This window comes from Dickeya sp. CFBP 2040 (assembly GCF_012273755.1).
Classification (GTDB): Bacteria; Pseudomonadota; Gammaproteobacteria; order Enterobacterales; family Enterobacteriaceae; genus Dickeya; species Dickeya poaceiphila.
In genome coordinates, this window is record NZ_JAAVXH010000046.1 from 1 (window position 1) to 22,177 (window position 22,177).

The 22,177-nt window shown below is 53.9% G+C and carries 19 protein-coding genes; 8 read left to right on the top strand and 11 right to left on the bottom strand.

From position 1 onward, the window contains the following. Window positions 1-464: 464 nt before the first annotated feature. From Dpoa2040_RS06550 to pelI, 4 genes are all read left to right on the top strand, one after another. Window positions 465-977 carry a hypothetical protein gene (locus Dpoa2040_RS06550; RefSeq protein WP_168640732.1) on the top strand — a complete coding sequence of 171 codons (513 nt, stop codon included), beginning with the start codon at window positions 465-467 and terminating at the stop codon, window positions 975-977. Between the two features lie 229 nt (window positions 978-1,206). Continuing rightward, entirely contained in the window at window positions 1,207-2,346 is a 1,140-nt protein-coding gene (locus Dpoa2040_RS06555) for a cupin domain-containing protein (RefSeq protein WP_168640733.1), read from the top strand. A 142-nt stretch (window positions 2,347-2,488) separates the two neighbouring features. After that, window positions 2,489-2,677: a YjfB family protein gene (locus Dpoa2040_RS06560; protein WP_042871943.1), complete on the top strand. Its 189-nt coding sequence runs from the start codon at window positions 2,489-2,491 to the stop codon at window positions 2,675-2,677. Window positions 2,678-3,396: 719 nt separating this feature from the next. Next, window positions 3,397-4,431 carry a pectate lyase PelI gene (pelI, locus tag Dpoa2040_RS06565; RefSeq protein ID WP_168640735.1) on the top strand — a complete coding sequence of 345 codons (1,035 nt, stop codon included), beginning with the start codon at window positions 3,397-3,399 and terminating at the stop codon, window positions 4,429-4,431. Window positions 4,432-4,559: 128 nt separating this feature from the next. On the opposite strand, the gene Dpoa2040_RS06570 is transcribed toward pelI, so the two are convergent. The 4 genes from Dpoa2040_RS06570 to Dpoa2040_RS06585 form a co-directional block, all read right to left on the bottom strand. Beyond that, complete coding sequence (locus Dpoa2040_RS06570) at window positions 4,560-4,955, bottom strand: iron-containing alcohol dehydrogenase (RefSeq protein WP_246867259.1); 396 nt, start codon at window positions 4,953-4,955, stop codon at window positions 4,560-4,562. Between the two features lie 173 nt (window positions 4,956-5,128). Further along, window positions 5,129-6,820, bottom strand: coding sequence for a urocanate hydratase (gene hutU, locus Dpoa2040_RS06575; protein WP_168640737.1), 1,692 nt, complete (start codon window positions 6,818-6,820; stop codon window positions 5,129-5,131). Between the two features lie 13 nt (window positions 6,821-6,833). Then, window positions 6,834-8,390, bottom strand: a complete 1,557-nt coding sequence (gene hutH / locus Dpoa2040_RS06580) for a histidine ammonia-lyase (protein ID WP_168640738.1) — start codon at window positions 8,388-8,390, stop codon at window positions 6,834-6,836. Window positions 8,391-8,911: 521 nt separating this feature from the next. Further along, a complete protein-coding gene (locus tag Dpoa2040_RS06585) occupies window positions 8,912-9,676 on the bottom strand; it encodes a YkgJ family cysteine cluster protein (protein WP_168640740.1) in 765 nt (254 codons plus the stop codon). A gap of 238 nt (window positions 9,677-9,914) precedes the next feature. On the opposite strand from Dpoa2040_RS06585, the gene hutC reads away from it, so the two are divergent. The 4 genes from hutC (at window position 9,915) to Dpoa2040_RS06605 (ending at window position 15,277) form a co-directional block, all read left to right on the top strand. Then, complete coding sequence (hutC, locus tag Dpoa2040_RS06590) at window positions 9,915-10,664, top strand: histidine utilization repressor (protein WP_042874031.1); 750 nt, start codon at window positions 9,915-9,917, stop codon at window positions 10,662-10,664. 710 nt (window positions 10,665-11,374) lie between these two features. Then, entirely contained in the window at window positions 11,375-12,691 is a 1,317-nt protein-coding gene (locus tag Dpoa2040_RS06595; protein ID WP_042871951.1) for a PTS transporter subunit IIC, read from the top strand. Between the two features lie 256 nt (window positions 12,692-12,947). Continuing rightward, on the top strand, window positions 12,948-14,561 hold the full coding sequence (locus tag Dpoa2040_RS06600) for a sensor histidine kinase (protein WP_042871953.1): 1,614 nt from the start codon (window positions 12,948-12,950) through the stop codon (window positions 14,559-14,561). A gap of 23 nt (window positions 14,562-14,584) precedes the next feature. Next, window positions 14,585-15,277, top strand: a complete 693-nt coding sequence (locus tag Dpoa2040_RS06605; protein ID WP_071604332.1) for a response regulator — start codon at window positions 14,585-14,587, stop codon at window positions 15,275-15,277. Window positions 15,278-15,316: 39 nt separating this feature from the next. On the opposite strand, the gene hutH (Dpoa2040_RS06610) is transcribed toward Dpoa2040_RS06605, so the two are convergent. The 7 genes from hutH (Dpoa2040_RS06610) to Dpoa2040_RS06640 all read right to left on the bottom strand — a co-directional run bounded on the left by hutH (Dpoa2040_RS06610) (window position 15,317) and on the right by Dpoa2040_RS06640 (window position 22,166). Further along, on the bottom strand, window positions 15,317-16,861 hold the full coding sequence (gene hutH, locus Dpoa2040_RS06610) for a histidine ammonia-lyase (RefSeq protein ID WP_168640742.1): 1,545 nt from the start codon (window positions 16,859-16,861) through the stop codon (window positions 15,317-15,319). 10 nt (window positions 16,862-16,871) lie between these two features. After that, complete coding sequence (locus Dpoa2040_RS06615) at window positions 16,872-17,654, bottom strand: ABC transporter ATP-binding protein (protein ID WP_168640743.1); 783 nt, start codon at window positions 17,652-17,654, stop codon at window positions 16,872-16,874. After that, window positions 17,647-18,363: an ABC transporter permease gene (locus Dpoa2040_RS06620; protein WP_168640746.1), complete on the bottom strand. Its 717-nt coding sequence runs from the start codon at window positions 18,361-18,363 to the stop codon at window positions 17,647-17,649. The genes Dpoa2040_RS06615 and Dpoa2040_RS06620 overlap by 8 nt, the downstream gene beginning before the upstream one ends. Further along, the gene (locus tag Dpoa2040_RS06625; RefSeq protein ID WP_168640748.1) at window positions 18,360-19,082 is read right to left on the bottom strand and encodes an ABC transporter permease; all 723 of its coding nucleotides are present in this window, start codon (window positions 19,080-19,082) and stop codon (window positions 18,360-18,362) included. Before Dpoa2040_RS06625 ends, Dpoa2040_RS06620 begins: the two co-directional genes overlap by 4 nt. A gap of 17 nt (window positions 19,083-19,099) precedes the next feature. After that, on the bottom strand, window positions 19,100-19,957 hold the full coding sequence (locus Dpoa2040_RS06630) for a transporter substrate-binding domain-containing protein (protein ID WP_168640750.1): 858 nt from the start codon (window positions 19,955-19,957) through the stop codon (window positions 19,100-19,102). Window positions 19,958-20,253: 296 nt separating this feature from the next. Continuing rightward, the gene (locus tag Dpoa2040_RS06635; RefSeq protein WP_168640752.1) at window positions 20,254-20,802 is read right to left on the bottom strand and encodes a HutD family protein; all 549 of its coding nucleotides are present in this window, start codon (window positions 20,800-20,802) and stop codon (window positions 20,254-20,256) included. Beyond that, window positions 20,802-22,166: a formimidoylglutamate deiminase gene (locus tag Dpoa2040_RS06640; RefSeq protein WP_168640753.1), complete on the bottom strand. Its 1,365-nt coding sequence runs from the start codon at window positions 22,164-22,166 to the stop codon at window positions 20,802-20,804. The genes Dpoa2040_RS06635 and Dpoa2040_RS06640 overlap by 1 nt, the downstream gene beginning before the upstream one ends. Window positions 22,167-22,177: the final 11 nt, after the last annotated feature.

Genomic DNA, 22,177 nt, shown 5'->3' on the forward strand with positions numbered 1-22,177 from the left:
ATAATTTATATGAAATTAAATGTTGGTTATTAATTAATGTATTAGTACATTCACCAGGGCAAAGTCCGATACTAAACATTCTTTTGTAATAGACATAAAACTGACACCAAAACATCACTTAATCGTCATCAAAAAAAAGCAGCAACAATAATTAGCAGGCAAATCTAGTTTGTTGATAATTCGTCTTATTACGTAGCAATCAGGCAGGTTAACCGAGATGAATACATCATATAAAACAAAATTATACGCGTATTACATAAAAAACCGGGAAAGGAAAACAGAAAATGCCATCCTTCATGAGAAAAATAGAGCAATACTCTGTCATAATAGAATCTAATTATCTCAGTCAAATCGAGCGTAGCGTTAAAATTATTTTATTTGTTCAATAAAAGCCCGTCAGATACCATACAGGCGATTGCCATTCTTACTGGTGATAGCGTTGTACATTAACACACGGAGTAATTATGTTAGAAATTATGACAGGGATGCCATGGTGGGTGTTGATAATTTTAGCTTCAGCCACATTCTACTGTATGACCTTTTGTTTTCAGAAAGATGTTAGCGTTAAGCTGTTGTTGCTTATTCCAGGCTGCTTTATGATTTTTTCAATAATATCATTACTGCAGCATGGCAACATACTCATTTCCTGTCTCATGTGGGTATCAGGCTGTATAGTGGGTGGCATGGTAGCAAATCGACTTTTTTCATCTCAAACCTATCGCCCAGGTCGTAAGGAAGGCACGGTAACTGTGCCAGGAACGTATTCTGTTATTACAATTTTTTTATTCTATTTCCCTTTCCGCTATTATCTCGGCTATCTTCAGGCTACCTCGGTTGACCATATCCTTAGTCGCCCGATGGTTCTGCTATTAGCGCTAGTCTCCGGTGGTATTGTCGGTTTCTTCACGCTTCGTGCCTATATTATTTTTTTGCGCTACAAAACATTACGCTACAAAATAATGAATATAAAAAAATAGCTTAACGTGTAATAGCGCCCAGTGCTTTTTTGGGTGCGACATGTTTATACCCAAAATAAGTCGAGTTGCAGACAACCCCGCTCACCTGCAACTCGGATCATGACGACTATAACCAGCATTCCAGCACGGTGACGACGACCTCAACACACGACCTTGACCAATGACAAGGCGCTACTGGTGTCAGCCTCTTTATAATCAAGCCCGTTTGTCTTCTCACTGGTGTGAATGTATGGCTTATCAACTTAACCTTAACTGGCCTGAATTTTTAGAAAGATACTGGCAAAAACAACCGGTTGTCCTAAAAAACGCCTTCCCGAACTTCATCGACCCGATTACGCCGGATGAGCTGGCCGGTCTGGCCATGGAGCCGGAAGTAGACAGCCGTATCGTCAGCCATGTCAACGGCGAATGGCAGGCGTGGAATGGGCCGTTTGAGCAGTTTGATCATTTAGGAGAAACCGACTGGTCCCTGTTAGCTCAGGCGGTTAACCATTGGCATGTACCGTCAGCCGAACTGGTGCGCCCGTTTCGCGTACTACCGGACTGGCGTTTAGACGATTTGATGATCTCCTTTTCCGTACCGGGCGGCGGCGTCGGACCGCATATCGACCAGTACGACGTATTTATTATTCAGGGTATGGGTCGCCGTCGTTGGCGCGTTGGCGATAAGCTGCCGATGCGCCAGTTCTGTCCGCATCCGGCACTGCTGCATGTTGATCCTTTCACGCCGATCATTGATGAAGAACTTGAACCGGGCGATATTTTATATATTCCGCCGGGCTTCCCACACGACGGATTCACCTTTGAAACCGCACTCAACTACTCGGTCGGTTTTCGCGGACCCAACGGCAGGGATTTAATCAGCAGCTTTGCCGACTATGCGCTGGAAAACGATCTCGGCGGCGAACACTACAGCGATCCGGATTTAACCTGCCGGGAACATCCAGGCCGGGTGGAACAGTATGAGCTTGAGCGCCTGCGTACGATGATGATCAACATGATCAATCAGCCGGAAGATTTTACACAATGGTTCGGTCGCTTCGTGAGTACTCCGCGCCATGAGCTGGACATTGCTCCGGCAGAACCCCCCTACGAGCCAGGTGAGATAGCCGATGCGCTGCTGGCCGGCGAAGTCCTTACCCGCTTAAACGGGTTACGGGTACTGCATATCGGAAACCATTTTTTCATTAATAGTGAAAAATGGGATACCGTCGCCCCGGACGCTGCCGATGCACTGTGCCGTTACACCACTATCGGTAAAAAGGAACTGGGTGAAGCACTGCACAGCCCGGCTTTCGTTGCCGAATTAACTGGATTGATCAATCAAGGCTACTGGTTCTTCGACGACGACGTTGCGGACGCTCAATAGTGTGATGAAAAGAACGGCAGTTATACGCAACGTCTGCTAGAGTAAAGTTTGAGCAAAAAACGCCGATATTATTAAAGATGCTGGTGCAATACACGGCCAGCATATCGGTACTTCCCCAGCCCCAAACAATAGGATAATCAAGATGGATGCATCACAGATTGCAATGCTTTCCACTGGTCTTAGTAACATGCAGCTTAGCGGTGAGCTGAGTACCACTGTGTTGAAAAAATCTCTGGATAATCAAAAAGACACCGTAAACAGCCTCATCCAGTCGATTCCACCACTGCCTGCCAATCCGGCAATTGGACGCAATATCAACACCACTGCGTAATAGCCTTTTGTCTTATCAGGAACGCAGTAGTACTGGTTTCCCGATAAAACAGCCTTTGCAAACCCGGCGCGTCATACAACCCGCCGGGTTTCTTTTGCGGCCTCAGAGGCGACCTCGACAGCCCGTTATTCGGATAGGCCAAGTAATAAAGCAGCACACCTGCAACGTGAAATATGACGGGTATATTTGAGTAGTTTCCACATTCTGCCTTCAGGAATGAAAATCAGCATGACAGTTTCTTTTTTATTTCCAACTTGCGGTGGGTGACATCAAATTCAACATTACATTGATAGCTATTATTTTCTACTCAATTATCACGTGGTGGTTCGCCCGTGGCGTAAGAAGTCAACATCTCACTTATAGCAAATTAAAACACATACCGTATTATTTGCACGTTACCTATATCCCTGCCAGGCAATCTCTTGCATACATAAAAATCAATTCAAAAAAAATAAAAAATTGATGCTTGTCACATGTGTTTTTATATTTTTTATTCGTACGTCACAAATAATCATGATGGAATTCTCCTTTCATAATCAGAGAATAAGACGGATGACTCACCCCAAAGATTATTTTCCAAAACATCGTTTTATTTTCATCAAATTTTTTATTTTTTGTTCTATAGTAATCTCGATACTTTCAGGAAGTACCCGCTTTTATTTATTTCTTTCTCTCAACTGAATGAGAGTCAATACCTGTGGGATTTACAAGGAGATTGTATGTTTAAGTATGTATTGCCTCTGTGTGCACTCGCGCTGGCGGCACCATCGCTTGCGACCCAAACCACACTGATGTTGTCCCAGAAAAGTGATGTCAATTATCTGGGCTGGTCTACCGATGCCAGTAAAGTCGTGCGTCAGGAAGTGTATCGCGGCACAACCAGTAATCCTGACCTGCGTGAACGCATCGCCGTACTGGATGCAGAAACCCGCACCTTTAACGATGCCGATACCAATAGCGGCGTTAGCTACTGGTACTGGGTGGATGTTGTCAGCGACAATCAAAGCCAGACCGTTTCGAATGCCGTGACCACCGCACCGAGCACCGGTCCGCTGCGTGCAGCGAAAGCCAGCTCTGAGTGTAAACCGGGCGCCACATTCGAAAACCGCACCGTCGATTGCGGCGGCGTGACCATTGGTACCTCCTGCCCGAATGACAGCGATAAACAAAAACCGCTGATCATCCTGAAAAACGCCACGGTGAAAAACCTGCGCATTTCGGCCTCCGGCGGTGCGGATGGTATTCATTGTGAAAGTGGCGACTGCACCATCGAAAACGTCATTTGGGAAGACATCTGCGAAGATGCCGCAACCAATAACGGTAAAACCCTGACCATCATTGGCGGGATAGCGCATAACGCCAAAGATGGTTACGGCGGAAAACCGGACAAAGTGCTGCAACACAACTCCAAAAACAGCACCACCGTGGTGAAGGGCAACTTTACCCTGACCGGTGAACACGGAAAACTGTGGCGTTCCTGCGGTGACTGTTCCAACAATGGCGGCCCACGCTTCCTGAACATCATCAGCGCCACCGTTAACGGCACCATTGACAGCATTGCCGGCGTTAACCGTAACTACGGTGATGTGGCAACCATCAGTGGTCTGAAAATCAAAAATTATAAAGAAGGCAAACCGCCAGTCTGCGAGGAATTCAAAGGCGTGGTGAAAGGCCAGGGGTCAACGGAAAAATACGGTGAAAAGTGGGACACCGCCAACTGCAAGGTGAGTCATTCCGGCGTCAGTAAACTCTGACAGGGTCATCTGACCGATTGAAACACCACACGGGCTTCCATAAGTATCAATCAGACAAAGACCGGGTTCGCCCGGTCTTTGTTATTGCCGTACCTGCAGGGCGATACGGCTCCGTCATCGTTAACGTATTACCCGGCAGTGACGCACACCGCCAGCGTTTCAACCCGGCGAATCGCCTGATGCAACTGCGACTCCGTCACGCTAAACGGCATGTTCGCCATATCCGGCGCCTCAATCGAGGCACGAACAATCGCCGCCAGCACCACATCGCTGTCCGTTTTACGCACCCGCGCGCACAACCGTTCTATCTGACTGACGCTGCACTGCTCACCGGACCACTCCACCGCCGTCAGCGTTACCCCGGCCTGCCGCAGTTGCTCAATGATCAGAGTCTGCGTGGCCGCCAGAGCCTGATGCCCTCCTGCCACCAGGACCCGACTGCCGAACCGGGCGCAAACGTCGCCCAACTGTTGACTCACCCCGGCGCCACGTAACACAGTGGCTGGAAAGAAAACCTGCTGCATTATGATGATTCCTGTCTGCTATCGTTATAAAACATAGAATTAACCGCAAACTATTACTATAAAACAGCACAGCAAACATCAGATCATTGTCTTATCGATTCTGGCCTGTTCGGTTAGCATCGATCAAGTGACGTCCCGCCGTCTCGCAAGCGTACGGGACCCACCTCACCGTGTTATTTCACCATCGGCAAATTCAACTGATGCGCCGCCGCACAGACTTTGGCGACGTCGTAACCGGCATCAGCGTGGCGCATCACCCCGGTAGCCGGGTCGTTCCACAACACACGCGCCAGTCGGGCATCCGCCTGTTCGCTGCCGTCGCAGACAATCACCATGCCGGCATGTTGTGAAAAGCCCATGCCAACGCCGCCGCCGTGATGCAGGCTGACCCAGGTCGCGCCGCCTGACGTATTCAGCAGCACGTTGAGCAGCGGCCAGTCTGATACCGCATCCGAGCCATCCTGCATCGCTTCCGTTTCCCGGTTGGGCGAGGCCACCGATCCGCAATCCAGATGGTCGCGGCCAATAACGATCGGCGCTTTCAGTTCACCGTTACGCACCATTTCATTAAATGCCAGCCCGGCCAGATGCCGCTCTCCCAGCCCCAGCCAGCAGATGCGCGACGGCAGCCCCTGAAAAGCGATGCGTTCACGCGCCATGTCCAGCCAGCGGTGCAGGTGGTGGTTATCCGGAAACAGTTCTTTGAGTTTGGCATCAGTCTTGTAGATATCTTGCGGATCGCCAGACAACGCTACCCAGCGGAACGGTCCTTTGCCTTCGCAAAACAGCGGGCGGATATACGCCGGAACGAAACCGGGGAAATCGAAGGCGTTACGCACGCCCTCATCCAACGCACGCTGGCGAATATTGTTGCCGTAATCCACCGTGGGTACGCCCATGTGGCAAAAATCCAGCATTGCCTGCACGTGTACTGCCATCGACGCACAAGCGGCCTTGACTACCGCTTCCGGATGGCTGGCGCGCTCCTGCTGCCAACGTTCCACACTCCAGCCTGCCGGCAGATAGCCGTTGAGCGGGTCATGTGCGGAGGTCTGGTCGGTGACGATATCCGGTTTCATCCCCCCTGCCTTGGCGCGTTTCACCAGTTCCGGCAACACCTCGGCGGCATTGCCGAGCAGGCCGACAGAGATAGCTTTTTTCTGCGCACAGGCATCGGCGATCATCGCCAGCGCCTCATCAAGCGTATTGGCTTTATAGTCGAGATAACGGGTACGCAGCCGGAAATCGATACGGGATTCCTGACACTCCACCGCCAGCACCGACGCACCGGCCAGCACGCCGGCCAGCGGCTGAGCGCCCCCCATGCCGCCAAGCCCGGCAGTCAGAATCCATTTTCCGCTCAGATCGCCGTGATAGTGCTGGCGGCCAGCCTCCGCGAAGGTTTCATAGGTACCCTGCACGATGCCCTGCGCACCGATGTAAATCCACGACCCGGCAGTCATCTGTCCATACATCATCAGCCCGGCTTTATCCAGTTCATGGAAATGCTCCCAGGTGGCCCAGTGCGGCACCAGATTAGAGTTGGCAATCAACACCCTGGGCGCATCAGCGTGGGTACGAAATACCCCGACCGGCTTACCGGATTGCACCAGCAGCGTTTCATCCGCTTTCAACTGGCGCAGGCTGGTCAGAATAGCGTCGAAGCAGTCCCAGTTGCGGGCCGCCTTACCGATACCACCATACACCACCAGATCTTCCGGGCGTTCGGCCACATCCGGGTCAAGATTGTTCTGGATCATGCGGTAGGCGGCTTCGATCAGCCAGTTTTCACAGTGCAGTTCGGTGCCATGCGGCGCACGGACAACACGAGCAACAGAAGACGTCGTTGAAGAAGAGGTGGTCATGGCAAATTCCTTATCAGACAGAAGCCGGAGCAAAGGCATAACTGGGTAACAATGCAGTGATAACAGACGGCCAGCGATGACTGCTGGCCCACTGTCGCATCAGGTCAATATCGGTCGCCATCAGGCGGTCATGGTCTAAAAACGCTACCTGTTCACGCACCTGTTCCAGTTCGCGTTCCAGTAGCGGTGAGCTTTTCAGTGGGCGATGGAAATCGATACCCTGTGCCGCGGCCATGGCTTCAATCCCCACCACAGTGGCGGTGTTAAAGCACATGCTGCCGAGACGGCGGGCGGCATAGGTCGCCATCGATACATGGTCCTCTTGATTGGCGGAGGTCGGCAGGCTGTCTACACTGCCGGGGTGAGCCAGCGACTTGTTTTCCGACGCCAGCGCGGCGGCGGTGACCTGAGCTATCATGAAGCCGGAGTTGACGCCGCCGTCATTAACCAGAAACGGCGGCAGCCCGGACAATGTGCTGTCCAGCAACAGCGCCATGCGCCGTTCAGAAATAGCGCCGATTTCCGCTACCGCCAGTGCGATGATGTCAGCGGCAAACGCGACCGGCTCGGCATGAAAATTACCGCCGGAAATAACCTCGTCGGTTTCCGGAAACACCAGCGGATTATCCGACGCGGCGTTGGCTTCGATGCACAACACGCGAGCGGCATGGTGCACGTTGTCCAGACACGCGCCCATCACTTGCGGCACGCAACGAATCGAGTACGGGTCTTGCACCCGGCCACAGTGGGCATGTGACTGTAAAATCTCGCTATCTGCCAGCAAAGCGCTGACCGCCGCCGCTACCGCAATCTGTCCTTGCTGGCCACGCGCCTGATGGATGCGAGCATCAAACGGCTTCACCGAGCCTTTGATTGCTTCCAGTGATAGCGCGCCCGCCACCAGACCGGCGGCAAACACCTGCTCAGCCTCGAATAATCCGCGCAGCGCCAGCGCAGTAGACACCTGGGTGCCGTTGAGCAGCGCCAGCCCTTCTTTCGGCCCCAGCACCAGTGGTTTGACGCCCGCCCGCGCCAGCCCCTCAGCCGCCGGGATCAACACGCCATCGACCCGCGCCTGCCCTTCCCCCAGTAACAGCAGCGACAGGTGCGCCAGTGGTGCCAAATCGCCGCTGGCGCCCACCGAGCCTTTCTCTGGAATACAGGGCATTACCCCGGCGTTAAACAGCGCCAGTAAGGTGTCGATGACCTGCAACCGCACCCCGGAATGCCCACGCGCCAGACTAATGATTTTGGTCGCCATCACCAGACGCACCACGTCATCCGGTAGCAGATCGCCAATGCCGACACTGTGCGACAGCACCAGATTGCGCTGTAACTCCGCCAGCCTGTCAGCCGGAATGCGAGTCTGGGCCAGCTTGCCAAAACCGGTGTTGATGCCATAGACCACCCGGTCCTGACGAACAATGCCTTGCACCGTTTCCTGTGCTGTCGCCACCGCTGTGCGGGCTTGTTGTGCCAGCGTCAGGGTGACATGTCCCTGATACACAGCGCGCAGCGTGGCGAGATCCACCGTGCCGGGCGTCAGGCAATAGTTTCGGGTTTGTGACATATATCTAATCCTGTATAGACAAGTAAGACTAAAAAAAATCCAGCTGACTTCATTTCCTATTATCCAGCCGGCCCGTATGTCTCATCCTGCTTTCCCCGACAGACGCGTCCTTCAATGCATCAGCGCCTGTCAGGCTTCACCACGAATCACCGTCATCCCCACGCGTTGCGCGCTATAAATTCCGGTGAGATTTTAAGTGTATAGCCGCCTGGTCGGGGAAAATCCACCGTCATGTTGGTTTTACGCCGACCTGTTGCAGCATACCGGCTCCCGCTTCTGTTCGGGAAAGAAAAAGGCGGTCACCCTCAAGTGTATAATCTTGTCTATACAAGCAAGAGCCATGCCAGAGCATGGCGAGAATGCAACAACCGGCACAACAGCGGGAAAAACATCGGAAAAAGCGGTAAGTAATAGCGGGGTTGACGAATCCGAACAGCGGCAGGTTGCTCTATCATTGTGCACCCTGCCCTGTTTTAGGCCACAACGCCGATATCATGGCGTGCATGGTACGTATGACAGCATCAGTCGGCACGCAAGCCAATAAAACCATAATACTGAGACGGCCCGGTTATCGCCTCCGCCCCTGCCTGTTTCACGCGTTCCAGTACCTCTTCGCCAGAAACATGGAACTGCCACGCCCGGCTACCCGCGGCTTCAGCATGTTCTTCAGCCGTGAATTGTCCGGCCAGCTCCATCGCTGATGTAAAGGCCGTCATATCCGGCAGATAAGCCGTGAAACCATCGCCTTTCAGCGCACTGGTGGCGATCCCCAGCCAGTTGCAAATTGATGCTTTAAAGTGAATGTCTTCGCGGTCTGCCTGACGAGAGCGTTCGATCAGCGCTTGAGTGTCGTTATCCACCAGCCGGTCTGAAACAATCAGCGCCACACCTTGTTGCCATGCCTCCGGCGGACAGTCTTTGTTGGCCTGCCGCAACGGAATATGTGGGTTTATCTCCATCGGGTAGATACGACACACCAGTGGCCGCCGTTCATAGATCCGGCAGCGCAATTCCTCGTCCAGATGCCGACAAGGGCCAGGACTGTAAGCGGCGAAGGTGATAGCAATAAATGCTCTGGTATCGCCGCTTATCACCTCACAGGAACGCGACTGAGCATGATGGCGCTGTTCTGGTTGTATACCGATGCCATTTTGCAAAAAACCTTCGACCAGCACGATGATTTGCCCACCATCCTGCGCCCATTGCTTCGCTTCAGCCAGGGTCAGAGGAACATGATGACCCGTGCAGCATTTGCCGCACCCTACGCAGGAAAATAATGTATCCATTTGATGATCGACTCTTATTTAAAATACGTACACGAATCCGCAAGCAAATTGATGGCAATGTTGCCTGAATTCCACACTGATGTTCAGGATTTCGTAAATATATCGTCAGTATAACGTCAGGGAGCGATGTTTTTATATATTTACCAACGAGAGGGAGTTATCACATCGCAGGTTGTCTATACAGGACTGCGCCTTGTTCGCTACACTGCGCTTATCAATCGTCTTTGAGGATAACGCCTTGACCGACCAGCAAACGGCTTCCCAGCTCGCCGCCGCCATGAGTGACACCCCTGCTCCCATCTATCAGCGGGTAAAGCAAGCCATTATCATTCAGATCCGCAGCGGCGTCTGGCAACCACACCAACGCGTACCATCGGAAAGCGAACTGGTCAGTGAACTGGGCGTGAGCCGTATGACTATCAACCGGGCGTTGCGGGAACTCACCAGCGAAGGATTTCTGGTACGTATGCAGGGCGTGGGAACCTTTGTGGCGGAACAAAAGGCGCATACCGCGATGCTGGAAGTCCACAACATCGCCGATGAAATCGCCGCACGCGGCCATCGTCACAGCAGCCGGGTGCTGGTGCTGGAAACCCTCAATGCTGACGGCGATCAGGCAGCGCAACTGGATATCAATCCCGGCCAACCGCTGTTCCATTCACAAATTGTGCACTATGAAAACGATGTGCCGGTACAACTGGAAATCCGCTACGTCAACCCGCAGGCGGCACCGGACTACCTGCAACAGGATTTTACCCGCGCCACACCGCACAGTTACCTGAGCCGCGTGGCCCCGCTGACGGCTGGCGAGCACCGGGTAGAAGCCGTCGCTGCCGAACCACGTCAGCGTGACCTGCTGGCGCTGGGCGAACAGGAGCCTTGCCTGTTAATCCGCCGCCGCACCTGGCACGGTTCGCGCATCGTCACCGCGGCCCGGTTGTTCTATCCCGGATCTCGTTATCAGTTATTCGGGCGGTTTGGCGGCTAGGCAGCATCACTTGTCGCCGTTGCGTCGGTTATCGGTACGCAGGGAAAAAACACCTTGTGGTGGTATGGCGGCGAAAGTGCCACATGTGGCGCTTTCGCCACCAATACATGAAGAAAGCAGATGGAGCCGACCTTGTTGCATCACGAGGGGAGACAAGTTCCACATCAATGCCGAAACCACCTACTTTTTATTCTGTTTGGCTATGTTACGCGTCGTGTCATTGTCAGGTATGTCAGAGCGCCAACGACAACGCTATTATATACCCGTCATACTTCAAGTTGCAGATGCATTGGCTGGTCAAATTCGTTCCCGACGATTTGTCACTCGGTTGCCGCGTTACAAGACTCTAAAGGGCCAACGCATGGCGTTGTTCAACACGCGAGCGTGTTGTCCTGCAACTCGAATTATTTAGGCTATAGCGAAGATAATATCGACCAAAAACTTAACAATGCTGAAATAAGAAAATTAATCAATCACCACACTTAACATTCACAGAGATATTAATTAACATAGAACAGCTAAAATGCACCAGATTCAAACGCCGCCGACGGTAAAGAAACAAAAATGAAAAAGCAATGGGATAATAATTAAAAGCATAAAAATCATTTAATGCTTTTAATTTACCCACCAATGTGATCACCGATCAATTTTCACTGACATGAACACGGCTATTTTATCCTGAGTAGAAGTTTATTAATAAGGGGAAAACCGTGTTTCAATTTCTTATTGAGTTACTCAAAGACGCCGCCATATTGGTGAGTCTTTTCACCATGTTGGGAAATATTATTCAAAAGAAGAATATCAATGAAATTATTACTTCAACAATCAGAACCTATCTTGGTTTTGTCATTCTTTTCGCCAGCGCGGATTTACTCATTTCTCCATCATTGAGTAATTTTTCGAAAATATTCCTGACAGCCTTTCACGTTCAGGGCATCGTCCCTAACAACGAGGTTGTTATCGTTGTCGCCATGGAAAAACTGGGCAAGCTCTATTCTTCAGCCATTGCCGCCGGGCTTATCGGCGCGATGTTTTTCAACATTGTGCTGGCCAAAATCACCCCACTGAAATATATCGTCCTTTCCGGGCACCATGTTTTTTTCATGGTAAGTTGCCTGACGATTATTGCCATGCTGCACGGCATCTCTGTTTCCAACTCAGCCATGCTGGCTACATTTATTACCGGAATATGGTGCGTTATCTCTCCCGCCTTGCTGGTGCGTTATTGCCGACAAATTGAAAACTGCGACGAGCTGCGACGGTCCGGCGATTTCTCCATCGGCCAGTTTGGCTCCACCAGTTATATGCTGGCGGGCTGGTTGGGCGAAAAATTCGGCAATAAAGAAAACGACGCAGAAAAACTGGCTATTCCAACCAGCATCGGTTTCTTAAAAGACAAACAAGTTTCAACGTTCTTCGTCATGTTATTGTTTTTTGTTGTCTCCTCACTGGTCGCCGGTGCTGATCATGTGCAGGCGATTGCAGACGCCAGCCATAAAGACCATAGCCATACCAACATCTTTTTGTTTTTGCTGAAACAAGCCGGGTTATTTTCTGCGGGGGTTTATATGTTGACCCGTGGCGTCCATATGTTTATCGAAGAACTGATTCCGGCGTTTAAAGGCATCAGCGATAAAATCATCAAAAAATCCATTCCGGCCATTGAAATCTATTCACTGTTTCCCTATTCCAACAACGCCGTTTTCATCGGTTTTATCTGCTGCACTATCAGTGGGTTCCTGACCATGATTCTGTTGCCGGTATTCGGTTATCCGGCGATGGTTCCCAGCCTGCTGTTTACCTTTGCCAGCGGCGGCGGCGCAGGCATCATCGGTAACGCCACCGGCGGCATTCGCGGTGCGGTCATCGGTGCAGTGGCCTGTGGCATTATTTCTATTGCCGGCTCAGCCTTTATTTTCCAGCCGATTCACGACGCAGGCGTTGATGCGCCGACCACCTACTCGACAACCGATTTTACGTTGCTGGGCCTTTCGCTGCACAGCGTACTGTCACTGTTGAATCGCTAAAAACGTCATCGCAACAAGCGTTATCACTCACAACATTTATCACTCAAAACATTGATGCGGCCTGGTGTAATCAGGCCGCCTGTCTGTTTAAATAGCAGCACGTAACACCGTTTTCCTGCGGCTCGTAAGCAATCATCAACCTTCCTTTCGTCTTGCGATGGTATAGTTGCCCGGATTGCCCCACAGGGTACGGCTGTCTTTATCTGTTTTTATCTGTGCAACCCTCTCTGTACAACTATGACTGACGGAATACACCATGTCAGAGGCCATAACCACCGGCAGCGAGCCGAGCAGTTCCTATAAGTATCAGATAATACTCTACTATTTCATCACGTCATTGGCTGTGGTTGTGGCGACCGGCTGCGCGGTTTTCCTTATTATCAGCAACCTGCTCTATCACGACGTCGCGGATAAATCAAAGAATCTGGCGCTTATCCTCTCGCAAGACTCTGCACTCAAGCAGGCCGTCGAACATCGGGATCTGGCGGCACTGCGTAACCTTATCGATCAGCGCTACGCTCGCAGTGATGCGGATTTTATCGTCATCAGCGACCCGGATAACATCCGCCTCTACCATCCGGACCCAGCTCTGGTAAACCGGACCATAAGTGATAGCGGCAATGTTGATCTGTTGCACGATGGAAAAAGCTATACGGACAACAACACCGGTTACTCCGGCGCGTCCGTCAAGACCCGCGCACCTCTGTTTCTTGATGAAAAATACATCGGCTATGTGTCGGTTGGGTATACGGAAGCACACCGCCGGAACCTGCTGGAGGATTATTTCTCGCCATTCTTCGGCTTGCTGATCGCCGTCTTTATCCTGATCTTGCTAAGCGGCGTATTTTCCTACCGCCTGTTGAAAAAACAGATGTCCGGCCTGACGCCAGAGATGATCAATTATAAATACCAGGTACGCCGAGCCATTCTGCACGCCATTTACGATGGTGTGATCGCCGTCAGCCCGGAAGGGCGCATCATTGCCATCAATAACGCGGCTAAAAAGATGCTCGCCATCGACCATCCCAACGGTCCGCTGACCGGGCATAACATTACGGATTATGTCGTACCGGCTGATTTCTTTTTATCCGACGAGCGTCAGGAGTGCCACGATGTGGATGTGGCGTTCAATGGCTCGACGTTTATCGCCAACCGCACCATCATCCTCAACCAGCAGGATGAGTTTGCCGGTTTTGTGATCAGTTTGAGAGAAAGAACCAATGAAACGCTAATGACCAAGCAGGTCAACCACATTAAACATGAAAGCGAAGAGCTGCGAGTTATCAGCCACGAATTCAAAAACCGGCTGGCCGTTATCTACGGCTTGCTCCAGTTGGGGGAATATGAGCGGGTCAGTCAGTACGTCGCACAGGAAAATGCCCAGCTCCAGCAGCTTTATGATGCCATCATCAAGTCCTTTCACTGCCCCTGTGTGGCCGGGTTGATACTCGGTAAGCTGGGGCGAGCGAGCGAACTGGGCATCGATCTGCGAATTGATCCGCTCTCCTATTACACCGGAACGGATGCGCCGCTGAGCGCCGAAGAAATGGCCTGCATCATCGGCAACCTGCTGGATAACGCGCTGGAAGCCACGGTGAAAATGCCCGCTCATGCTCAGTCGATTGAGCTTTATCTTAACGACAGCAGTGATGAAATCGTCTTGTCGATTCAGGATAATGGCCCAGGACTCGATCACATGGCGATAGACGAACTGTTTATAAAAGGCACTACCAGTAAATCTGGCCGTCACCACGGCGTAGGGTTGTATCTGGTGCAGTCGCTGGTGCAAAAGGCCCAGGGCGTGTGTCTGGTTGATACCGACGACGACAACGGCGGCGCGGTGTTTTCCGTTTATATTCCCAAGATTTAACAGATAGTTAGAAGATTAACGCTATGGCAAACAAGATCAGCGTATTTTTGGTTGAAGACAATCACGATATGGCTTTCTTCATTGAAAGCTTCCTCAGGAAACATCCTGAATTCCTGCTATTAGGCAGTGCAGATACCCTTGCTGATGCCCGGATAGCTATCGCGGCCCAAAAGCCTGACCTCGTGATGCTGGATAACTACCTACCCGATGGCACGGGAATCGACATGATGAAGCACCTGCGCGCCACGCAACCGGAAGTCGATGTTATTTTTATTACCGCCGCCAACGATATCGATACCATCAAAACGGCAATACGGCACGGCGCCTGTGACTATCTGGTCAAACCGTTCATCCTGGAGCGGCTGGAAGAAGCACTGAAAAACTACCTGATGTTCAACAAAAAAGTAGGCCAGAAATCGCATCTGCAACAGGAAGAGATCGACCGGGTAATACGACAGACCCTTCCTCATAGCGCGCCAGCCGGATTCACCTATCCGAAAGGTATCGACGAGCTGACGCTCAATCAGGTGCGAGCGGCGTTTTCCGGCGAACACACCCAGCACACCGCCGACAGCCTGAGCGACCTGATTGGCATCAGTAAATCTACCGCCCGGCGCTATCTGGAATACTGCAAGAATATTAAATTGCTGGAAGCACATATTCAGCACGGCACCGTCGGGCGTCCCCAACGATTTTACCGGTTAACGTTTAATTAACTGGCCTGCCTCCCCGGTTCCTGTTCACCGTTTTCACCGTTATTCGCGCGTTTCTGAGCTGCCCTGCCCGTTCGGGTAGGGCAATTCGTCCCAACCCAAATCCTGATGCCGTAGCACGGCTACCGCACGGGCGATATCCGGCGCCAGCCAGCGATCCTCCTGCCAGACGTCAACCTGCTGGCGCAGCCGTTGCCAGGCCAGTTGTGTTCCCACGCCGGCGTTATTCGGACCGAGAAAATCCAGCGCCTGCGCCGCCAGCAGATATTCAATAGCCAGCACCTGCCAGACGTTTTCAGTCAGCTTCAGCAATTTGAGCGCCGCCGGGGTGCCCATACTCAGGTGGTCTTCCTGCAAGCCGGAGGTGACAAAGTTATCGACCACCGCAGGCTGGGCCAATAAGCGGTTCTCACCACAGAGTGAGGCGGCCACATACTGGGCGATCATCATGCCGGAATTCACCCCCGGCTGAGCGACCAGAAACGGCGGCAACCCGCTCACCAGCGGATTAATCAGCCGGTCCAGCCGGCGTTCCGCCACGCCTGCCAGTTCGCATAACGCCAGTGCCAGACTGTCTGCCGCCAGTGCCACCGCTTCGCCATGCGGGTTCGCCTGCGATATCACCCGCCACTGCTCCGGCGTGCCCAACACCAGCGGATTATCGGTGGCGGCATTGAGTTCCATCTCGATGCGTTGCGCCGATGATGCAAACTGATCACGGCAGGCACCATGAATTTGCGGCATGGATCGCAGGCTCAGCGCATCCTGCGTCCGAATGCCTTCGCTCTGGGCAATGATCCGGCTCCCGGCCAACAGGGCGCGCAGGCGCTGCCCGACCTGTTGAATACCGGCGCTCGGTTTCAATGCCAGCACCTCAGCGTCAAAGGCGACTGCCTGCCCACGCAGCGCCTCAAAACTCATCGCGCCGGTCACATCTGCCCAGTCCAGTTGCCGCGCCGCATCATCCAGCGCCAGACAAGCCAGTCCGGTCATGCACGGCGTACCATTAACCAGCGACAGCCCGTCTTTCGCCCCCAGCGTCACCGGCGTGACGCCAATACGCTGCAACGCTTCCGACGCAGGCAGTAGCTGACCTTGCCATTCCACTTCACCGACGCCGATCAACGCCAGCCCGATATGTGCCATATGCGTGAGATAGCCGACCGAGCCTTGCGATGGCACGCACGGTGTCACCCCTTGATTGAGCAGCGTCAGCAACGCCTGCACGATATCAGGCTGAATCCCCGACTTGCCGTGACTGTAATTAGCAATCGCCGCACACAGGATGGCGCGGGTCTGTTCGACAGGCAGCCGCGGCCCTACGCCGCAAGCGTGACTAAGCAAGGTATTGCGCGACAGCCGCGCCAGATCCTCCACCGGCAAGGCCACATTACATAACGCGCCCAGCCCGGTATTGACGCCATAGGCCAGCGTTTCGCTATCCACAATCTGTTCGACGATACGTCGTGATTGGTTCATGCGGTGCCAGGCCGCTTCACTCAGGCTAAGCTGTGCACCGTGGCGCGCCACCTGCACCAGTTCACGCCATGTCAGTGGTGCATCGCCCCAACAAATCTCGGTAACCATAGTGTTCCCCTTACACCGTCTGGTGACTGGCGATAAATTGCTGAAAACGCGCCGAACTGTCGCCGCCGAACATGGCTTCAGGTGCGCCCTCGCAGTCAATCCGCCCCTGATGCATGAACACCACCCGACTGGAAACATGACGGGCAAACCCCATTTCATGGGTCACCACCAGCATGGTGCGCCCTTCTTCGGCCAGCCCGCGCATCACTTTCAGCACATCGCCGACCAGTTCTGGGTCCAGCGCCGAGGTCGGTTCATCAAACAACATCACCTCCGGCTCCATCGATAACGCTCTGGCAATCGCCACTCGCTGCTGCTGGCCGCCGGAAAGTTGCGTCGGATAAAAATGCCGCCGTTCATACAGCCCGACCTTCGACAGCAACGCCTCAGCCTGTTCGACACAGTCGGCGCGCGAGCGCCTGAGAATATGCAATGGCCCTTCGATGACGTTTTGCAGCACCGTCATATGGCTCCACAAATTGAAATTCTGGAACACCATCCCCAATCGGGTACGCAGCCGTTCCACCTGACGCCTGTCAGCTGCGATCTGGTGGCCGAGTTTATGACGCTTCATCAGGATCATTTCACCACTGACGGCAACCGTGCCGTCATCTGGCGTTTCCAGCAGGTTGATGCAACGCAAAAAGGTACTCTTGCCCGATCCGCTGGCACCCAGCAGCGAAATCACCTCGCCTTTGCGTGCATCCAGCGAAATACCTTTGAGCACCTCAAGCGCGCCGAATGACTTGCGGATATCGATCATCGATAAGGTGATGGGGGCGGTTTTATTCATGATCTCTCCCAAAAGACGTCGGCACAGCGGCCAGATTTGGCGACAACGCACGTTCCAGCCAGGCAAACACCCTGACAATAATGAAGTTCAGCAGCAGGTAAATCAGCGCAGCGCAGACAAACACCTCCAGCGTGCGATACGTGCGCTGGATTACCTGCTGTGCGACGCCGGTGACATCCCACACCGTGACCAGACTGGCCAGCGCGGTGGATTTGATCAGCAAGATCGCCTCGGTTGACCAGGCGGGCAGCGCGTTACGCAACGCCACCGGCGCAATGATGCGGCGCAGCAGCAGCCAGCGCGACATACCACACGCCAGACCGGCTTCAATCTGCCCGGCGGGAACAGACAATAGCGCACCGCGCAGAATTTCTGCGGTATAACCAGCGGTGCACAATGCCAGCGCCAGCACGGCGCAACTGAACGGATCGCGCAGTACCGGCCAGAACAGGCTGTCACGCACTACGCTGAATTGCCCCAGCCCGTAATAGACCAGAAATAGCTGGATCAGCAGCGGCGTCCCGCGAAAAATCAACATATACAGACGAGCAAACCCGCTCAGCGGCCAGACAGCGCTCACCCGCATCGTCACCAGCAACACCGAAAGCATCGCCCCGACAGCGAACGAGGCAAAAAACAGCCCCAGCGTCACCGGCAGCGCCGACAGTAACCGCAGGAATGTTTGAGTCAGAAAGGCAATATCAATCATGACGGCTCCTGCATCGCTTTGCGCTGATAAGGCTGGGACAAGATCCGCTCCAGACGGGCAAACGCCGTATTGGAAAACACAGTCAGGATCAGATAGAGAGCCGCACCAGCAAAGTAGAACAGAAAATAGTCGCGGGTCGAACCGGCGGCCATCTGGCTGGCGCGCATCAGCTCGATAATGCCGGTGACCGACACCAGCGCTGAATCCTTCAGACTCATCTGCCAGACATTAGACAAGCCCGGCAGGGCAAAGCGCATCACCTGCGGCAGCAGAATCCGCCATCCGATACGCCAGCGCGACATCCCCATCGCGCTGGCTGCCTCCAGTTCACCGCTACTCACGGCCAGACGCGCCGCGCGGTACACCTCGCCCTGATACGATGCGGAAATTAACCCAATCGCCAGCGCGCCAATCAGGAAAGGCGGCAGTTCGATAAATCCCTCGGCACCGAACCAGCGCCCAATCTGCGTCAACACACCGGAACCGCCAAAATAGAACAGGTAGATGATCAGCAGCTCCGGAATGCCACGAAACACGATGGAATACGTCTCCCCCGCCACGCGCCAGAGTCGGCGCGTGGACAGTTTAGCCGCGGCAACCACCGCGCCGACCAGGGCGCCGATCAGCAACGCGGCCATCGTCAGGCACAAGGTGGTCAGCGCGGCCATCGCCAGCAGGCCGCCCCACCCCTGATCGCTGAAATCTAACAGGGCCAGCATAGTGTTTCCTTCAAGTCTTAGGGAGTGACGTCCGTTTTAAACCATTTCTCGCTGAGCGTTTTGACTGTTCCATCCGCCAGCGCCGCTTTAATCGCGGCATCGAATTTAGCCTTCAGCTCCGGGTCGCTTTTACGAAAGCCCAACGCTTCCCCTTCTCCCCATATAGGCCCGGTCAGCTGCGGGCCACCTAACGTCAGGCTGCTGTTTTCCGGTTTGCTGAGGATGGAATTGGCGAAGGTGACATCGTCAAACACCGCATCAATGCGACCTGCCTGTAAATCCAGAATGGCATCGGCGGACGCGGTGTATTCACGCACGGTGGCGACATCCCGGAAATAGGTGTCGATAAACGGCGTATAGACAGTGCCGGAAGCAATACCGATGGTTTTGCCCTGTAACGCGCGGCGCAGGCCCGCTATCGCCGGTTTAATCTGGGCAGGATCATCCGTCAGCTTAATCATCGCTTTGTCTGCTTCGACAGGCAGCGCCAGCTTACCTTTGACGGTAATAAAACTGGCCGGGGTGGAGGCATAGGGAAGGGAGAAGTCCACCACTTGCTTGCGCTCCGGGGTAATCACGATGGCATCCATCATCACATCGAACTTACCGGCCTGCAGACCCGCTATCATGCCATCCCAGTTTTGCACCACCAGTTTGCACTGGATGTTCATCCTCTGGCACAGGAGAGTCATCAGCTCCGGTTCAAATCCACCCAACTTGCCGCCGGGCAAGGTAAGGTTCCAGGGTTCATAACTGCCTTCTGTTGCGATAGTCACCGACTTCCACTCTTTGGCCTGCACGCCTGCGCAGAAAACAGCCGACGTGCTTACTACACATAAGGCAATTACAGACTGAACCAGCTTGCTCTTTTTCATGTCTTCCCCCTGGTGTTTACGCTTCAAAGTCATTACATGTATATACAACACCAGATAAGCAGCAAGATTCGGGCCATGATTTCAGTCGATGGGGAAATCCGGGTAGATAAATTCGGCCAACCCCGCCCGGCAGCGGTGAACAGGAAGTCGCAGCACATCAGGGAAACACATTCGCAGGCGGCGCCACACATTTACAGGTTGCACCGCGCATTTACAGATTGCACCGCACTATTACAGGTTGCACTGCACAATGGCGGCGCCCAATGATTGTGCATCAGGACGATGCACAGAACGGGTTATCGTGCGTGAATTGTGGCAAGCAGTAAGACAGCATTGTCGTCATCTGGCGTCCAGCATGTACCTGATGACTGCCACCATGCCCCCTCTCCGGTAGCCAGTCGGTGTGTGTTCGCACACCAGAGGCCTGCCAGTACATAGGCGATGCCGCCGGTATCTGGCGTCTGCATCGCCGTACCCCTGACCACCGCAACGTCCGCCCGATAGCAGCGCCTATCCACCATAATATTGAAGTCCAGGCTGAGGCCGCCGCACAGCCGCGCGGTAATAGCCTGTTCACCGGTAAAGGCAAACGGCTGATGCAACGTCAACCGGTGTTGCCAGCCTTCACCGCACAGGTCTACCCCTTCCCCAGACAACAGCGTGATCACCCGATCGACACCGGGAAAACGGGAGAAATCACCGTCTTTCTCGATGGTGGCGATACTGGCGCGCCAGGCAAAATCACCGTCGGACTGAGTCGATGTTATCCGGCAAATCTCGCGGGTTTCGCCGCCGCCGTTTTTCCAGCGGCTGACCGAAAGCGTATCCAGGCTGAAAGTTCGCATCACATCACCGCCTGCAATGTTTTCATCACGTCGATAAACCGGGCGTCGATATCCTCATCCAGCGCGTGCCGCCCCTCTTCGATAACCGGTTTGCCCGCCACCCACACCTCGTGGATTTGCTGACGATCACCGGCAAACAGCCAGCGGTTGAGCAGGCTGTTATCCGCCACCGCACTCAACAAGGCATCCTCGCGCAGTACCAGCCAGTCGGCACGCCAGCCCGCGCTCAGTTCGCCAACCGGTACCCGACAAGCCTGCGCGCCACCCTGCAACGCCTGAGCGTACAACAGGCTGCCTACCGCCGCTTGCTGCGCCGTCGCCACCCGGTTACGACGATGATCGCGCAGCCGCTGCCCGTATTCCAGCCAGCGTAGCTCCTCTACCACATTCAGCGACACATGACTGTCAGAACCGATGCCCCAGCGCCCACCCAGCGCCACGTAACGGTCGAGCGGGAAAATACCGTCGCCAAGATTAGCCTCGGTGGTCGGGCATAATCCGGCCACCGCCAGGCTGTCGGCCAACCGGTTCAGTTCCTGCTGATCCAAATGCGTGGCGTGCACCAGACACCAGCGGGCATCCACCGCAAACCGATTAAACAACCACTGCACCGGGCGTTCACCGCTCCAGTTCAGGCAGTCATTCACCTCTTTTTGCTGCTCAGCGATATGGATATGCACCGGCAGGCTGCTGTCAGTCGCTTCCAGCACATCTTCCATCTGGTTCTGGCTGACTGCCCGCAACGAATGGAAACACAGCCCATGATTGAGCAACGGATAAGACTGAATCAGTGCCGCCAGCGTTTCCTGCTGGCGCAGGTAATGGTCTACATCCTGAATAAAACGCGCCTGCCCCGGCTGCGGCGGCTGTGCGCCGAAGCCGCTGTAGCTGTAGAGCACCGGCAGCATGGTTTGACCGATGCCGACCTGCTGCGCCGCCGCCAGCAGATGACGCAACATGTCATGCTGACGGTACGGTTTGCCGTGCGGGTCGTGGTGCAGATAGTGAAACTCCGCCACCTGACTGTAGCCGCCCTTGAGCATATCGATGTACAACCGGGTGGCGATCACCCCGACCTGCTCCGGCGTCAGGTTCGCCACCATGCGATACATCAGGTCACGCCAGGTCCAGAAGCTATCCTGCGGATCACCCGCCACCTCCGCCAGCCCGGCCATCGCACGCTGAAAAGCATGTGAATGCAGGTTGACCATTGTCGGTAGTACGATGCCGCTGAGCCGCTGCGCGCCTTCTGGCTCCGCCTGCGGCGTAACGGATTGTAAATACCCCTGTTCATCCACTTCCAGACGCACATGGCGCGCCATTCCCTGTGGCAGTAACGCACGTTCGGCAAAATAAACGGACATAGCAAGATCCT

Excerpts from the sequence above, each read along its gene's own strand:
- Dpoa2040_RS06585 (WP_168640740.1), bottom strand. The coding sequence starts at position 9,676 with ATGGATACATTATTTTCCTGCGTAGGGTGCGGCAAATGCTGCACGGGT.
- Dpoa2040_RS06555 (WP_168640733.1), top strand. The coding sequence starts at position 1,207 with ATGGCTTATCAACTTAACCTTAACTGGCCTGAATTTTTAGAAAGATAC.
- Dpoa2040_RS06635 (WP_168640752.1), bottom strand. The coding sequence starts at position 20,802 with ATGCGAACTTTCAGCCTGGATACGCTTTCGGTCAGCCGCTGGAAAAAC.
- Dpoa2040_RS06605 (WP_071604332.1), top strand. The coding sequence starts at position 14,585 with ATGGCAAACAAGATCAGCGTATTTTTGGTTGAAGACAATCACGATATG.
- hutH (WP_168640738.1), bottom strand. The coding sequence starts at position 8,390 with ATGTCACAAACCCGAAACTATTGCCTGACGCCCGGCACGGTGGATCTC.
- Dpoa2040_RS06600 (WP_042871953.1), top strand. The coding sequence starts at position 12,948 with ATGTCAGAGGCCATAACCACCGGCAGCGAGCCGAGCAGTTCCTATAAG.
- Dpoa2040_RS06550 (WP_168640732.1), top strand. The coding sequence starts at position 465 with ATGTTAGAAATTATGACAGGGATGCCATGGTGGGTGTTGATAATTTTA.
- Dpoa2040_RS06640 (WP_168640753.1), bottom strand. The coding sequence starts at position 22,166 with ATGTCCGTTTATTTTGCCGAACGTGCGTTACTGCCACAGGGAATGGCG.
- hutH (WP_168640742.1), bottom strand. The coding sequence starts at position 16,861 with ATGGTTACCGAGATTTGTTGGGGCGATGCACCACTGACATGGCGTGAA.
- Dpoa2040_RS06630 (WP_168640750.1), bottom strand. The coding sequence starts at position 19,957 with ATGAAAAAGAGCAAGCTGGTTCAGTCTGTAATTGCCTTATGTGTAGTA.
- Dpoa2040_RS06615 (WP_168640743.1), bottom strand. The coding sequence starts at position 17,654 with ATGAATAAAACCGCCCCCATCACCTTATCGATGATCGATATCCGCAAG.
- Dpoa2040_RS06560 (WP_042871943.1), top strand. The coding sequence starts at position 2,489 with ATGGATGCATCACAGATTGCAATGCTTTCCACTGGTCTTAGTAACATG.
- Dpoa2040_RS06625 (WP_168640748.1), bottom strand. The coding sequence starts at position 19,082 with ATGCTGGCCCTGTTAGATTTCAGCGATCAGGGGTGGGGCGGCCTGCTG.
- pelI (WP_168640735.1), top strand. The coding sequence starts at position 3,397 with ATGTTTAAGTATGTATTGCCTCTGTGTGCACTCGCGCTGGCGGCACCA.
- hutU (WP_168640737.1), bottom strand. The coding sequence starts at position 6,820 with ATGACCACCTCTTCTTCAACGACGTCTTCTGTTGCTCGTGTTGTCCGT.
- Dpoa2040_RS06570 (WP_246867259.1), bottom strand. The coding sequence starts at position 4,955 with ATGCAGCAGGTTTTCTTTCCAGCCACTGTGTTACGTGGCGCCGGGGTG.
- Dpoa2040_RS06620 (WP_168640746.1), bottom strand. The coding sequence starts at position 18,363 with ATGATTGATATTGCCTTTCTGACTCAAACATTCCTGCGGTTACTGTCG.